The following is a 13,744-nucleotide window of genomic DNA, read 5'->3' on the forward strand; positions in this document are numbered from 1 at the left end:
TGCAGCAGCACCGACAGCGCGGCGGTGGAGGCCACCGCGCCCTTGGTGCCCATGCCGGCCTCGGTGAGGCCCAGGTGCAGGGGGTAGTCGCAGCGCTGCGCCAGCGCCTGGTAGACGGCGATCAGGTCCTGCACCGCGCTGACCTTGCAGGACAGCACGATGTTCTCGCCCGGCAGGCCGATGGCCTCGGCGCGCTCGGCGGACGAGATGGCCGAGGTGATGAGCGCCTCGTACATCACCTGCTTGGCGTCCCAGGGCTGGGCGCGCGCGTGGTTCTCGTCCATCAGGCGCGCGAGCAGGTCCTGGTCGAGGCTGCCCCAGTTCACGCCGATGCGGATGTGCTTGCCGTGGCGCGCGGCGATCTCGACCATCTGCGCGAACTGGCGGTCGCCCTTCTCGCCGCGCCCCACGTTGCCGGGGTTGATGCGGTACTTGGACAAGGCCTCGGCGCAGGCCGGGTGGTCGCTGAGCAGGCGGTGGCCGTTGTAGTGGAAGTCGCCGATCAGGGGCACGCTGATGCCCATGCGGTCGAGCTGCTCGCGGATGTGCGGCACGGCCTTCGCGGCCTCGTCGTTGTTGACGGTGATGCGCACGAGCTCGGAGCCGGCCTGGGCCAGCTCCTTCACCTGGATGGCGGTGGCGATGGCGTCGGCCGTGTCGGTGTTGGTCATCGACTGCACGCGCACCGGGGCGTCGCCGCCGATGGACACGCCGTGATCGCCCCAGCGCACCACGCCCTGGCGGGTGCGCCGGCGCGGGGCTTCGGGCAGGGGAATCGGGCCGTCGGACATGCGGGAACTCACTTGGCGTCGAAGCGCGCGACGTCGTTGCGCGCGACGCTGGCGACGTCGTAGGCGCGGCCGCGCAGCTTGACCTGCACCGCGCTGGCCTTGCCGATGGTCACCGCGTATGGCGGCGCGGCCGAGAACTCGACGCGCTCGCCGCGCTGCAGCAGCCGCTGCAGCACCACGGTGCCGGTGCCGTTCACCACCTCGGCCCAGGACTCGCCACTGGCCTCGATCTGCAGCACGGCGCCGCCCGGGGGCGTGGCCACGGCCGGCGCCTCGGGGGTGACGGTGGGTGCCGCGGCACTGGTGGGTGCGGTGGGCGCCGCGCCCGCGGCCGCAGGCGAAGGGGTGGGCGGCGCGGCCGCCCCGGTGTCGGCCGGGCCGGTGGTTTCCTCGCCCGCGGGCGCGCTGGGCGCGCCTGGCGTGGCCTCGGACGGCTGGAAGATCGGCAGCCCTGGCGCGGCGGCGGGGGCCGCGGGCGCGGCGGCCTCCTGGGCGGTGTCGGGCGCGCCCTGCACCACGTCCGCGGGTTCCATGTCGGGCAGGAACATGACCACCAGCGCCGCCAGCAGCAGGGCGATGGCGCCCAGCAGCGCGGGGCGCGACAGCCAGGTCAGCGGGCTGGCGGCGGGCGCCTCGCTCGCGGGCTTGAAGGGCGCGTTGATGGTGCTGTCGCTGTCGCGCAGCGCGGGCTTGGGGTTCAGCGGGATCTGCTCCAGCACCGGCGCCGGGTCGATCCGCAGCTGGCGGCAGGCGCTGGAGGCCAGGGCGCGCGCGAAGGTCAGGTCGGGCAGTTCCTCGTAGCGGCCGGCCTCCAGGGCCTCCAGCTTGCGCACAGGCACCTTGAGCGCGGCGGCCAGCGCCGCGATGTGCAGTCCCGCGGCCTCGCGGGCCTCGCTCAAACGCACCGGCCGGCTCGCCGCCGGTGCCGATTCGAGGGTCTGCTCCCCCAACTCACTCATTGAATGCCCCCCGTTGGTACGCCGCCCACTGGGGCGACTGTGGAAAACGCCGGCCCAGCTGCTGGGCGAGCTGCGCCGCCGCCACGTCGTTGTTGAGCTGGCGCTCGACCTTCACGCCAAGCCACAGCGTTTCGGCGTTGGCGAGCTCGGAGTTGTTGACGCGGCGGATGATGAACTGCGCCCCCTGGTTATCGCCCCGGCGGTGCTTGAGACTGGCCAGGTTGTAGGCGGCGATCGGGTTGCTCGGGTCGAACTCGTAGGCGCGCGCGAGCGTGGCCTCGGCGTCCTGCAGCTTGCCCGCGCGGATCTGGCAGACGCCCTGAACCAGCCAGGTGCGCGAGCGCCCGCCGTAGGTCGGCACGGCCAGGGCCTGGTTGAACATCTCGTCGGCCTGCACATAGCGGGCCTGCTCGCAGGCGAACAAGCCGTAGCTGTGCAGGGCCTGCGCGTCGCGCGGGTTGATCTGCAGCGCGCGGCGGAAGCTCTCCTCGGCCAGCGCCACGTCGTTCAGGCGCATATAGACCAGGCCGCGCAGGATGTAGGCCGGCGCGTAGTTCGGGTCGGCCTGCAGCGACAGCTTGATCTCGTCGAGCGCGACGGTGGTCTGGCCCTGCTCGTAGTAGCTGGCGGCCAGCTCGTAGCGGATGCGCGCGCGGCGCACCGCCGGCGGCTCGTCGGACGCGGTGATGGGCTCCACGCCCGGCGTGGGCGAGGCCGACACGCGCGGCGCCTGCGAGGAGGCGCAACCGGCCAACCACGCCAGCGCCAGCACCATGGATAAAAGCCACAGGGTTTGAACGGTTCGGCTGCGCGGCGGTCGGTTCGCGACGGAGGTCATGCCTGCCTTTCCTTTTCCTTGGTCATCAAACGGATGGGCTGCACCGATTCGCGGCGGCGCGCCATGCGGCGCGCGGCGTCGGTGCGGTCCAGCACGTCGCCGGCGAGCTGGCCGCAGGCGGCGTCGATGTCGTCGCCGCGCGTCTTGCGGATCGTGGTGACGATGCCGCCTTCGTTGAGCGCCTGGCCAAAGCGCTGCACCGCGGCGCGCGGCGAGCAGCGCAGGCCCGAATCGGGGAAGGGGTTGAAGGGAATGAGGTTGAGCTTGGCCGGCACGCCACGGCCGGCGTGCCCGCGCAGCAGCGTGAGCAGGGCCTGCGCGTGCTCGGGCTGGTCGTTCACACCGTCGAGCATGCAGTACTCGAAGGTGATGAAGTCGCGCGGCGCGGCCGGCAGGTAGCGCAGGCAGGCGTCGAGCAACTCGGCGATGGGGTATTTGCGGTTCAGCGGCACCAGGTCGTCGCGCAGCGGATCGAAGGGCGCGTGCAGCGACACGGCCAAAGCCACCGGGCAGTCCTGCGCCAGGCGGTCGATCATGGGCACCACGCCCGAGGTGGAGACCGTCACGCGCCGGCGCGACAGGCCATAGGCGTGGTCGTCGAGCATGGTCTTGAGCGCGGGCACCAGCGCGTGGTAGTTCTGCAGCGGCTCTCCCATGCCCATCATGACCACGTTGGTGATCACGCGTTCCCCGGGGCGGTTGAGAAACACGCGCAGGAAGAACTCGGCGTGCCAGAGCTGGGCCAGGATCTCGCCGGTGGTGAGGTTGCGCGAGAAGCCCTGGTGCCCGGTGGAGCAGAAGCGGCAGCCCACGGCGCAGCCTGCCTGCGAGGACACGCACAGCGTGCCGCGGTCGTCCTCGGGGATGAACACGGTCTCGACGGCGTTGCCGTCACCGACGTCGAACAGCCACTTGATGGTGCCGTCGGTCGAGTCCTGGCGCGAGAGCACGCGCAGGCCTTCGACGCGCGCCACGCCGGGCAGCTTCTCGCGCAGGCTGCGCGCGAGGTCGGTCATCTGGGAGAAATCGGACGCACCGCGCTGGTGGATCCAGCGAAACAGCTGGACGGCGCGGAAGCGCTTTTCGCCCAGGCCTTCGCAGAAGGCGGCCAGCCCCTCGAGATCGAAGTCGAGCAGGTTGACCGTCATGACATGGTCAACGCGAGTAGACGTTCATGCCGGGGAAGAAGAAACCCACTTCCACGGCGGCCGTCTCGGGCGCGTCGGAGCCGTGCACCGCGTTGGCGTCGATGCTGTCGGCGAAATCGGCGCGGATGGTGCCGGCGGCGGCCTTCTTCGGGTCGGTGGCGCCCATCAGGTCGCGGTTCTTGAGGATGGCGCCCTCGCCTTCGAGCACCTGGATCATCACCGGGCCGCTGATCATGAACTCGACCAGGTCCTTGAAGAAGGGGCGCGCGCTGTGCACGGCGTAGAACTGCTCGGCTTCGCGGCGCGACAGGTGGGCCATCTTGGCGGCCACGACCTTCAGGCCGGCGGCCTCGAAACGGGCGTAAATCTGGCCGATGACGTTCTTGGCGACGGCGTCGGGTTTGATGATCGAGAGGGTGCGTTCGATGGCCATGGGTTTCCTGAAGTTTTGAGAGCGATCGGAGCAGCGGACCCGTGGTCCGCAAAGCCCGCCATTCTACATGGCGGAAGTGTCAACCCCTGGGGCGGCGCCCCTGTGGACGGGGGGGTTTGCCGATGCCTTTGCCCGGGGCTTTGCCGCCCTGGCGGCGCTGGCGCTGCACCGCGTCGTGGCCGATGTAGCCCTGGCTGGTCTTCATGGGATCGGGCTGGCCGCCGGCGCTTCGACCGCGGGCCGCGGCGCCCTCGGCGCGGCGCGGCGCGGACGGCTTGGGCGGCGGCGATTTGGGGCCCGGCCCCTGGCGACGGCGCGCGCTGGCTGGGGCCGGGGCGTCGCCGCGCGGGCCCCGGGGCGGGGCATCGGCCAGGCCGGCCGCCTGGCCCAGGCGCTGCACGTCGCGCTCGCCCAGTTCGATCCAGGCCCCGCGCGGCAGGCCGCGCGGCAGCACCACGGCCCCGTAGCGGATGCGGATGAGCCGGCTCACGGCATGGCCCACGGCCTCGAACAGGCGGCGCACCTCGCGGTTGCGGCCTTCGCCGATGGTGACGCGGTACCAGCAGTTGGCGCCCTCGCCGCCCCCGTCCTCGATGGACTGGAACTGCGCCATGCCGTCTTCCAGCTGGACGCCGTCCAGCAGCCGCTGCCGCTCTTCGTTGGAGATGGCGCCGAGCACGCGCACGGCGTACTCGCGCTGCAGGCCGAAGCGCGGGTGCATCAGGCGGTTGGCCAGTTCGCCGGCGTTGGTGAACAGCAGCAGGCCCTCGGTGTTGAGGTCGAGCCGCCCCACCGACTGCCATTTGCCCTGGTGCAGGCGCGGCAGGCGGCGGAACACCGTGGGGCGGTTCTGCGGGTCATCGTGGGTGACGACCTCGCCAGCCGGCTTGTGGTAAGCCAGCACGCGCGGTGCTGGCGGCTGCAGGCGCACGCGCAGGGGCTTGCCATCCAGGCGGATCTGGTCGCCGTGCTGGATGCGTTGGCCGACGTGGGCGGGCTCGCCGTTGACCGAGAGGCGGCCCTGCACGATGAGCTGCTCCATCTCGAGCCGCGAGCCCAGGCCGGCCTGGGCCAGCACCTTGTGCAGCTTGGGCGATTCGGCCTCGGGCGCGAGCACGCGCTTGGCCGGCTCGGTGGGCGCCTCGGGGGCGTGCGACTGGGCCTCGTCGAAGGCGCCGCTGACGACCTCGTCGAAGCGCAGGGCGTCGGCGTCGGCCGCGGGTGCGTCCGCGCGCCGGGGGCGCTCGGTGCGCGGCTTGCCGACGCGCGCCGCTTCGGAGCGCGGCTGGCTGGCGCGCGGCCGATCGGACCGGGGCTTGCCGGCGGCGCTGGGCCGATCAGGCCGGGGTTTGCGTGGGGTGGCCGGGCTCATCGGGATCGTCCTCGGGGGCGGGTTCGTCGGCCGCGGGCGGTTCGCCCTCGGCCAGGGTGGCGGTGTCGTCGGCCGAGGGTTCGGCGGGCGGCTCGGCCGGTGTTTCGGCGGCAGGCTCGGCCGCGGCATCGCCAGCGGCCTCGCCGCCCTCGCCCGCCTCGGCCGGCAGCTGCGCCGCCAGGCTCTCGAAATCGAGCGAGCCCAGCGAGGACTCCTGCACCCCGCTGGCCTCCAGCGGCGGCAGCTGGTCGAGCGAGCTCAGGCCCAGGTCGTCGAGGAACTGGCGGGTGGTGGCGAACAGCGCCGGACGGCCCACCGTCTCGCGGTGGCCGATCACCTCGACCCAGCCGCGGTCCTCCAGCTGCTTGAGGATCAGCGAGTTGATGGTGACGCCTCGGATGTCCTCCATGTCGCCGCGCGTCACGGGCTGGCGGTAGGCGATGATGGCCAGCGTCTCCAGCGTAGCGCGCGAGTAGCGCGGCGGCTTCTCGGGGTGCAGGCGGTCCAGGTAGTGGCGCATCTCGGGCCGGCTCTGGAAGCGCCAGCCGCTGGCCACGGGCACCAATTCCACGCCGCGCCCGGTCCATTCGAGCTGCAGCTCGCCCAGCAGGGTCTTGAGGGTGTCATTGGCGAGTTCGCCGTCGAACAGCACCGAGAGTTCGCGCAGCGTCATCGGCTGCGCGGCACAGATGAGGGCCGTCTCGAGGACACGCTTGGCATCCGTGGTGTTCATGATGGTCTTGGTCGCTCGGCGCCGGGGCCGCGAAGAATGGGCTCTGGGTGGGCGGGGCCGGGGAAGAGGTCCCGGGCATGGGCCGCGGCACGGGCCGCGAAAGAAGCGTCCGCCGATGCGGGCGGATCAGTCGATCAGGCCCTGGCCGGCAGGGGGCGGATTGTACCGGAGCCCCCCGGCGGCCAAGGCGGCCGACAGGTCCTCGGGCGGGTCGCGCCAGAAGGCCAGCGGCGCCCCGGAAACCGGGTGCGACAGGCGCAGGGACGCCGCGTGCAGCGCCTGGCGCTGCAGGCCCCAGAGCGGCCGGCCGCCGTACAGCGTGTCGCCCACCAGCGGATGGCCCAGCCAGGCCATGTGCACGCGGATCTGGTGCGTGCGCCCGGTGTGCAGCTTGCAGGCCACCAGCATGGCCTCAGCGCAGCGGTCGAGGGCAAGGAAATCGCTCTGCGCCGGCTTGCCCGCGCCCTCGCCCACCACCGCCATGCGCAGGCGGTTGCGGGGGTCGCGACCGATGGGCTCGTGCACCGTGCGCAGGCCCTCGTGGCGCCAGGCGCCGTGCGCGATGGCCAGGTACTGGCGCCCCACCTCGCGGGCCGCGATGGCGCTCACCAGCGCCTGCATGGCGGGGCGCGACTTGGCGACCATCATCAGACCCGAGGTGTCCTTGTCGAGCCGGTGCACGATGCCCGCGCGCGGCAGCGCGGCGGCGCCCGCGTGGTGCGCGAGCAGGCCGTTGAGCAGCGTGCCGCCCCAGTGCCCGGCCGCCGGGTGCACCACCAGGCCGGCGGGCTTGTCGATGACCAGCAGGTGCTCGTCCTCGAACACCAGGTCCAGCGCCATGGGCTCGGCCACGAAGGCGCGCGCCTGCGGCGTGGGCCGCAACGTGACCACCACCGTGTCGCCCGCCGACACGCGCGTGGCGGCCTTGGTGCAGGCGCGCTCGCGCCAGAGCACGCCGCCGTCGGCCAGCAGCTGCTGCAGGTAGGAGCGGGAGAACTCGGGCACCAGCGCGGCCAGCGCACGGTCCAACCGCCAGCCGTGTAGCCCGGCGGGGACCTCGTGGCGGCGCTGCTCGGCCTGTTCGTCCCAGGGCTCGCCCTCGGGCGCCACACCCCCGGCCGATATACTGTCCGCTTCGTTCAACGAGTCCTGTTCCAGCGCCATGCCCTTGAAGTTGAGCCGTGGATTATCGGCCCCGTCCCTGGCCGCCGTCGCCCTGGCGCTGCTGCTGCAGGGCTGCAGCACGACCCCGGTCGATGAGACCATTGGCTGGAGCCCCAACCGCCTCTACAGCGAGGCCACGGACGAGCGCGACGCCGGCAACTACGCGCGCGCCGTCACCCTGTTCGAAAAGCTCGAAGGCCGCGCCGCCGGTACGCCGCTGGCGCAGCAGGCCCAGCTCGACAAGGCCTACACCCAGTACCGCGGCGACGAGCCCGCGCAGGCCCTGGCCACGCTGGACCGCTTCATGCGCCTGCACCCGGCCAGCCCCGCGTTCGACTACGCGCTCTACCTCAAAGGCCTGGTCAACTTCAACGACAACCTGGGTCTCTTCGGCTCGCTGGCGCGCCAGGACCTGTCCGAGCGCGACCAGAAGGCGGCCAAGGAATCCTACGAAGCCTTCCGAGAGCTGAGCACGCGCTTTCCCCAGTCGCGCTACACGCCGGACGCGGTGGCGCGCATGCGCTACATCGTGAACTCGCTCGCGCAGTACGAGGTGCACGTAGCGCGCTATTACTTCGGCCGGGGCGCCTACCTGGCGGCCATCAACCGCGCGCAGTCGGCGCTGACCGATTACACCGACGCACCCGCGCTCGAAGAGGCGCTGTACATCCTCGTGCAGTCCTACGACGCCCTGGGCATGACCCAGCTGCGCGACGACGCCGCGCGCGTGATGCGCGCGAGCTACCCGAACAGCGAGTACGTCGAGCACGGCTTCAAGAAGTCGAGCGATCCGTGGTGGAAGCTCTGGTGAGCGCCGCCAGTTCGCCCAGCCACGCGTCCACCTCCCCCTCCGTGTCCAGCCAGCGGCTGGGCGGCAGCGCCGCCAGCAGCGCCGGTCCGTAGGCGCGCCGGCGCAGGCGCACGTCGCCGATCACGATCAGGCCCCGATCGCCCGCGCGGCGGATCAGGCGCCCCACCCCCTGCCGCAAGGCCATCGCCGCGTCGGCCAGTTGCACCTCGCTGAACGGGTCGGCGCCCAGCGCCTGCGCGCGCGCCAGGCGCTGCCGCAGCCAGGGGTCGTCGGGCGGCGCAAACGGCAGCTTGTCGATCACCAGCAGCTGCAGGGCCTCGCCCGGCACGTCGATGCCCTGCCACAGCGCGCCGCTGGCCACCACCACCGTGGGCGCCGCACCGCCCGCGCGGCGCAGGGCCTCCAGCGCGGCGTGCGTGGGGCGCTCGCCCACCAGCCACACCCGCCAGCCCGGCCGGGCGCGCGCCTGCAGGGCCTGCGCGATCCGCTGCGCCGCGCGCCGCGTGGTGGCCAGCACCAGGCAGCGGCCGCCCAGCCGCGCGATCCAGGGAACGATGCGCTCGGCCAGGGCCTGCGCGTGCGTGGCCTCGGCGGGCTCGGGCAGGTCATCGGGCACGAACAGCGCGGCGGCGCTGGGGTCTTGGTCCCCCGCCACCAGGCGCAGCGCGCGCGGCGACCAGGCGGCATCCACCGCCAGGGCCTGGCGGTGCCAGCCCAGGGCGTCGTCCAGGCCCAGCGTGGCCGAGGCGTGTACCACGCAGCGCGCGCCCAGCGGCGCCGCGGTGGCCAGGGCCAGCGCGGCCGCGTCCTGGCCCTGCGTCGCCGGCCGCAGGCAGGTCCAGTCCTCGGGCGAACGCCAATCGAGCCAGACCGCCGACGGGTCCTCGCTGCTCAGCAGCGTGTGCAGCACCTGCGCCATCGAGCGGGTGCGCTCCAGCAGGCGGCGCGGGCGTGGATCGGCCTCGCCGCTGGCCGTGAGCGCGGCCTGCGCGGCGGCGACGGCGTGGGCCAGCCGCCAGGGCGCCAGGCGATCGCCCAGGGGCCAGGCCTGCCGGCCTTCGCGCGGCGGCAGCGCCGCCAGCGCCTGGGCCAGCGCGCGCGTGGCCGATTGCCCGTCGTGCGCGAGCAGCCGCCAGGCCTGCAGGCCGCGCAGCGGGCCCTCGGCCAGCGCGGCGAGATCGGCCCACAGGCGCTGCAGCGCCGCCTGGTCGAAGGCCTCGGCGCCCAGTTGCGCGCGCAGCCCGTGCAGGGCATGCGCCTCGTCGAACACCACCACGTCCACCTCTGGCAGCAGGCGCGGGCGGCCCAGGCGATGGCGCTGCAGCTCGGCCAGCCACAGGTGGTGATTGATGACCACCACGTCGGCCGCCTGCGCGGCGCGGCGCGCGCGCTCCACGTGGCAATCGGCCCAGCGCGGGCAGGCCTGGCGCGCGCAGTTCTCGCTGGTGGAGGTGATGCGCCCGTGCAGACCGGCGATGGCGTCGGTGCCGGCCACCTGGTCGAGGTCGCCATCGCCGCCGCGCTCGGCCCAGGCCAGCAGTTCACGCAACCAGGCGTGTTCCGCCGGCACGCCCGCGCGCGGGCCCTGGTCCACCGCCGCCTGCAGGCGCGCCAGGCAGACGTAGCGCCCCCGGCCCTTGAGCAGGGCCACGCGCACCGGCTGGCCGGTGGCGCTGGCCAGGCGCGGCAGGTCTCGCTCGGCCAATTGGCGCTGCAGCACATGGGTGCTGGTGGAGACCAGCGCGCGCCGGCCCGACAGCAGCCAGGGCAGCAGGTAGGCCAGGGTCTTGCCGCTGCCCGCCGGGGCCTCGACCAACAGCGCGCCCCCGCCCTCGATGGTCTGCGCCACTGCCTGCGCCATGGCGGCCTGCGCCGCGCGCGCGGTCCAGCCGGGCCAGGTCCGGGCCAGCGCGCCACCGGGCGCGAGTGCCTGCGCCACGCGGGCGCCGAGTTCGCTCATGCGAACGCCTCCGCGCAGCGCACCGCGCGGCGGGCCCCATCGGGCGGCCGTGCGAGGCTCACGCGGGCTTTCCCCGTCCGGCCGGCCGGGGATTAGTGGATACCATTGCGACCACCGCGCCCCCGCCGCTCCAACCGATCGAATCCATATGAGCAAAGGCTATCGCATCCTGGCATCGACCGGCATCCACAAGGGTGACCGCGACTACCAGCAGGACCAGGTCGAACTGATGCAGCACACGCGCATCCCCAACTGCCTGCTGGCCGTGCTGGCCGACGGCATGGGTGGGCGCAGCGGCGGCCGCAAGGCCTCGGACCAGGTGATGCTCACGGCGCGCCAGCTGTTCAACCGCTTCGACCCCGAAACCGACGACCCGCGCGCCCTGCTCAAGCAGATCGTCAACGAGTCGCACATGGTGATCAAGCTGACGGCGGTATCGGCCGAGCAGGAACCGCACAGCACCGTGGCGGCCTTCTTGCTGCTGCCCAATGGCGAGAGCCACTGGGTGCACGCCGGCGACTCGCGGGTCTACCACTTCCGCCAGGGCAAGCTGCTGCACCGCACGACGGACCATTCCTACGTGCAGACCCTGGTCAACCAGGGCGAGATCACCGAGCAGGAAGCCCTGGACCACCCGCACGCCAACATCCTGATGGGTTGCCTGGGCACCGAGAACGACCCGCCGATCGACCTGCACGCGGTGCCCAAACTGAACGCGGGCGACGCGCTGATGGCCTGTAGCGACGGCATCTGGCACTACTTTTCGCCCGAGGAGCTGGCCAGCACCATCGCCATGCTTTCGCCGCGCGAGGCCTGCGAGTTCCTGATCCAGAAGGCGCGCACACGGGCGCGGGGGACCGGCGACAACCTCTCGCTGGTGGTCGTCAAGCTCGACCCCTTGATCTGAGCGCCGCGCTCAGGTCAGCGCCGTGTCCACCACCCGGTGCGGCAGGGCCAGGTACTCCTGCGACTGCATCTCCGTCAGGCGCGACACCGTGCGCGGGAATTCGTGCGACAGGGGCCCTTCGAGGTACAGCGCCTCGGGCGGCACGGCCGCCGACAGCACGAGCTTGCAGTGCCGGTCGTAGAGCACGTCCACCAGCCAGGTGAAGCGCCGCGCCTCCGACGCCATGCGCACCGACATCTGCGGCACGTTGGACAGCAGCACCGTGTGGAACTGGCTCGCGATCTCCAGGTAATCGTTCTGCGAGCGCGGTCCGCCACACAGGGTGCGGAAGTCGAACCAGATCACCCCGCCCGCGCGGCGCAGGGCCTGGATCTGGCGCGACTCGATGCCCATCACCGGGCTCTGGTCGCCCACCTCCGCGAGCTGGTTGAAGGTGGCTTCCATCGCCGCGTCGGCCGCGGGGCCCAGCGGCGTGTGGTACAGCGCGATGTGCGTCAGCGTGCGCTGGCGGTAGTCGGTGCCGTTGTCCACGTTCACCACCTCCAGCCGTTCCTTCAGCAGCTCGATCGCCGGCAGGATGCGGTCGCGGTGCAAGCCCTGCGGGTACAGCTGGTCGGGGTGGAAGTTCGAGGTGGTGACGAAACCCACGCCGTTGCGGAACAACGAGTCCAGCAGGCGGTGCAGGATCATGGCGTCCGTCACGTCGGCCACGTGGAACTCGTCGAAGCAGATCAGCTTGTAGCGCCGGGAGATGCGCTCGCCCAGCACGTCCAGCGGGTTCTGCGTGCCCTGCAGGTCACGCAGCTCGCGGTGCACCTCGCGCATGAACTCGTGGAAGTGCAGGCGCGTCTTGCGCTTGAGCGGCACGGCGTGGAAGAAGCAGTCCATGAGGAAGCTCTTGCCGCGCCCCACCCCGCCGAACATGTACACGCCGCGCGGGATGTCCGGCCGGTGGATGAGCTTCTTCAGCGCGTTGGAGCGCTTCTGCTTGTACTGCGTCCACTCCTGCGCGCAGCGTTCCAGCGCGTCCACGGCCCGCAGTTGGGCCGGATCGGGCGTGTAGCCGCGCTCCTTGAGCGCGGCCTCGTAGGCGCTGCGGACGCTCAAGGCGGTGTCAGAAGTTCAGTGAGCGCTTGTCGACGGCCAGCGCGGCTTCCTTCGTCGCCTCCGACAGCGAGGGGTGCGCGTGGCAGATGCGCGCGATGTCCTCGCTGCTGGCCTTGAACTCCATCGCCACCACGGCCTCCGAGATGAGCTCGCTGGCCATGGGGCCCACGATGTGCACGCCCAGGATCTCGTCGGTCGCGGCATCGGCCAGGAACTTCACCATGCCGGTGGTGTCGCCCAGCGCGCGCGCGCGGCCGTTGGCCATGAAGGGGAAGGTGCCGGCCTTGTAGGCGGCGCCGCGCGCCTTGAGCTGCTGCTCGGTCTCGCCCACCCAGGCGATCTCGGGGCTGGTGTAGATCACCCAGGGGATGGTGTTGAAGTTCACATGCCCGTGCTGGCCCGCGATGCGCTCGGCCACCGCCACGCCCTCTTCCTCGGCCTTGTGCGCGAGCATGGGGCCGCGCACCACGTCGCCAACGGCCCAGACGCCCGGCAGGTTGGTGCGGCAGTCGCCGTCGACCACGATGGCGCCGCGCTCGTCAAGCTGCAGGCCCACGCCCTCGGCGTTGAGGCCGATGGTGTTGGGCACGCGGCCGATGGAGACGATCAGCTTGTCCACCTCCAGCGTCTGCGCCTCGCCCTTGGCGGTGGTGTAGGCGATGGACACGCCCTTCTTGCCGGACTTGACTTCGCCGACCTTCACGCCCAGCTCGATCTTCAGGCCCTGCTTGTCGAAGGCCTTCTTGGCCTCCTTGGCGATCTGCTCGTCCACCGCGCCCAGGAACGTGGGCAGGCCTTCGAGGATGGTCACCTCGGCGCCCAGGCGGCGCCAGACGGAGCCCATTTCCAGGCCAATGACGCCCGAGCCGATCAGGCCCAGCTTCTTGGGCACCGCGCCCACGCGCAGGGCGCCGTCGTTCGAGAGGATGTTCTCCTCGTCGAAGGGCGCGCCGGGCAGCGCGCGCGCATTGGAACCGGTGGCCACGATGACCTGCTTGCCGACGAGGCTCTCCTCGCCCGCCTTGATCTCGTAGCCACCCGTGGAACCGGAGGTTCCACCCTCACCGGGCGGAACGGCCTTCACGAACGAACCGCGGCCGTGGAAGAAGGCCACCTTGTTCTTCTTGAACAGGAACTCGATGCCTTTGTTGTTCTGCTCGACCACGTGGTCCTTGCGCTTGAGCATCTGGCCCACGTCCAGGCTCAGGCCCTTGACCTCGATGCCGTGCTCGGCGAAGTGCTTGCCCGCGTGCTCGTAGTGCTCGGACGACTGCAGCAGCGCCTTGGAGGGGATGCAGCCCACGTTGGTGCAGGTGCCGCCCAGGGCGGCGCCGCCCTTGGCGTTTTTCCACTCGTCGATGCAGGCGACCTTGAAGCCCAGTTGCGCGGCGCGGATGGCCGCGATGTAGCCCCCGGGGCCGCCGCCGATGACGATGACGTCGAATTGCTGGCTCATCGTCTCGTCCTCAGATGTCGAACAGCAGGCGCGCGGGGTCTTCCAGCGCTTCCTTCATGGCGACC

The 13,744-nt window shown here is 71.9% G+C and carries 13 protein-coding genes; 2 read left to right on the top strand and 11 right to left on the bottom strand.

All coding sequences use genetic code 11. From position 1 onward, the window contains the following. From BGO22_RS09505 to BGO22_RS09540, 8 genes are all read right to left on the bottom strand, one after another. Window positions 1-791 (bottom strand): flavodoxin-dependent (E)-4-hydroxy-3-methylbut-2-enyl-diphosphate synthase (locus tag BGO22_RS09505; protein WP_286850426.1); only part of this gene is annotated, 791 nt, incomplete at its 3' end. 8 nt (window positions 792-799) lie between these two features. Further along, window positions 800-1,750: a RodZ domain-containing protein gene (locus BGO22_RS09510; RefSeq protein ID WP_070400050.1), complete on the bottom strand. Its 951-nt coding sequence runs from the start codon at window positions 1,748-1,750 to the stop codon at window positions 800-802. Then, the gene (gene pilW, locus BGO22_RS09515; RefSeq protein ID WP_070400049.1) at window positions 1,743-2,588 is read right to left on the bottom strand and encodes a type IV pilus biogenesis/stability protein PilW; all 846 of its coding nucleotides are present in this window, start codon (window positions 2,586-2,588) and stop codon (window positions 1,743-1,745) included. Before pilW ends, BGO22_RS09510 begins: the two co-directional genes overlap by 8 nt. Then, entirely contained in the window at window positions 2,585-3,736 is a 1,152-nt protein-coding gene (rlmN, locus tag BGO22_RS09520; protein ID WP_070400048.1) for a dual-specificity RNA methyltransferase RlmN, read from the bottom strand. Before rlmN ends, pilW begins: the two co-directional genes overlap by 4 nt. A gap of 7 nt (window positions 3,737-3,743) precedes the next feature. Beyond that, window positions 3,744-4,169, bottom strand: a complete 426-nt coding sequence (ndk, locus tag BGO22_RS09525) for a nucleoside-diphosphate kinase (protein WP_070400047.1) — start codon at window positions 4,167-4,169, stop codon at window positions 3,744-3,746. 79 nt (window positions 4,170-4,248) lie between these two features. After that, complete coding sequence (gene rluB, locus BGO22_RS09530) at window positions 4,249-5,541, bottom strand: 23S rRNA pseudouridine(2605) synthase RluB (RefSeq protein WP_070400046.1); 1,293 nt, start codon at window positions 5,539-5,541, stop codon at window positions 4,249-4,251. Next, complete coding sequence (scpB, locus tag BGO22_RS09535) at window positions 5,507-6,274, bottom strand: SMC-Scp complex subunit ScpB (protein ID WP_070400045.1); 768 nt, start codon at window positions 6,272-6,274, stop codon at window positions 5,507-5,509. Before scpB ends, rluB begins: the two co-directional genes overlap by 35 nt. A gap of 126 nt (window positions 6,275-6,400) precedes the next feature. Further along, window positions 6,401-7,438, bottom strand: coding sequence for an RluA family pseudouridine synthase (locus tag BGO22_RS09540; RefSeq protein WP_070400044.1), 1,038 nt, complete (start codon window positions 7,436-7,438; stop codon window positions 6,401-6,403). Here BGO22_RS09540 and BGO22_RS09545 point away from each other — a divergent pair. Continuing rightward, window positions 7,437-8,249 carry an outer membrane protein assembly factor BamD gene (locus tag BGO22_RS09545; protein WP_070400043.1) on the top strand — a complete coding sequence of 271 codons (813 nt, stop codon included), beginning with the start codon at window positions 7,437-7,439 and terminating at the stop codon, window positions 8,247-8,249. The two genes, BGO22_RS09540 and BGO22_RS09545, sit on opposite strands and share 2 nt — an antisense overlap. Here the strand turns inward: BGO22_RS09545 and BGO22_RS09550 are convergent. Continuing rightward, window positions 8,212-10,209, bottom strand: a complete 1,998-nt coding sequence (locus BGO22_RS09550; protein ID WP_070400042.1) for an ATP-dependent DNA helicase — start codon at window positions 10,207-10,209, stop codon at window positions 8,212-8,214. The genes BGO22_RS09545 and BGO22_RS09550 overlap by 38 nt on opposite strands. Before the next feature lie 148 nt (window positions 10,210-10,357). Here BGO22_RS09550 and BGO22_RS09555 point away from each other — a divergent pair, with 148 nt between their 5' ends. Then, window positions 10,358-11,116: a PP2C family protein-serine/threonine phosphatase gene (locus tag BGO22_RS09555; RefSeq protein WP_070400041.1), complete on the top strand. Its 759-nt coding sequence runs from the start codon at window positions 10,358-10,360 to the stop codon at window positions 11,114-11,116. Window positions 11,117-11,125: 9 nt separating this feature from the next. Here BGO22_RS09555 and zapE read toward each other — a convergent pair whose 3' ends face one another. Then, window positions 11,126-12,223 (bottom strand): cell division protein ZapE, encoded by a 1,098-nt coding sequence (zapE, locus tag BGO22_RS09560; protein ID WP_070400040.1) that lies wholly within the window; start codon window positions 12,221-12,223, stop codon window positions 11,126-11,128. A 7-nt stretch (window positions 12,224-12,230) separates the two neighbouring features. Next, a complete protein-coding gene (gene lpdA, locus BGO22_RS09565) occupies window positions 12,231-13,679 on the bottom strand; it encodes a dihydrolipoyl dehydrogenase (protein WP_286850442.1) in 1,449 nt (482 codons plus the stop codon). Between the last annotated feature and the right edge of the window lie 65 nt (window positions 13,680-13,744).

This window comes from Hydrogenophaga sp. 70-12 (genome assembly GCF_001897365.1).
Taxonomy (GTDB): Bacteria; Pseudomonadota; Gammaproteobacteria; order Burkholderiales; family Burkholderiaceae_C; genus Hydrogenophaga; species Hydrogenophaga borbori.

Excerpts from the sequence above, each read along its gene's own strand:
- BGO22_RS09510 (WP_070400050.1), bottom strand. The coding sequence starts at position 1,750 with ATGAGTGAGTTGGGGGAGCAGACCCTCGAATCGGCACCGGCGGCGAGC.
- pilW (WP_070400049.1), bottom strand. The coding sequence starts at position 2,588 with ATGACCTCCGTCGCGAACCGACCGCCGCGCAGCCGAACCGTTCAAACC.
- rlmN (WP_070400048.1), bottom strand. The coding sequence starts at position 3,736 with ATGACGGTCAACCTGCTCGACTTCGATCTCGAGGGGCTGGCCGCCTTC.
- ndk (WP_070400047.1), bottom strand. The coding sequence starts at position 4,169 with ATGGCCATCGAACGCACCCTCTCGATCATCAAACCCGACGCCGTCGCC.
- rluB (WP_070400046.1), bottom strand. The coding sequence starts at position 5,541 with ATGAGCCCGGCCACCCCACGCAAACCCCGGCCTGATCGGCCCAGCGCC.
- scpB (WP_070400045.1), bottom strand. The coding sequence starts at position 6,274 with ATGAACACCACGGATGCCAAGCGTGTCCTCGAGACGGCCCTCATCTGT.
- BGO22_RS09545 (WP_070400043.1), top strand. The coding sequence starts at position 7,437 with ATGCCCTTGAAGTTGAGCCGTGGATTATCGGCCCCGTCCCTGGCCGCC.
- BGO22_RS09540 (WP_070400044.1), bottom strand. The coding sequence starts at position 7,438 with ATGGCGCTGGAACAGGACTCGTTGAACGAAGCGGACAGTATATCGGCC.
- BGO22_RS09550 (WP_070400042.1), bottom strand. The coding sequence starts at position 10,209 with ATGAGCGAACTCGGCGCCCGCGTGGCGCAGGCACTCGCGCCCGGTGGC.
- BGO22_RS09555 (WP_070400041.1), top strand. The coding sequence starts at position 10,358 with ATGAGCAAAGGCTATCGCATCCTGGCATCGACCGGCATCCACAAGGGT.
- lpdA (WP_286850442.1), bottom strand. The coding sequence starts at position 13,679 with ATGAGCCAGCAATTCGACGTCATCGTCATCGGCGGCGGCCCCGGGGGC.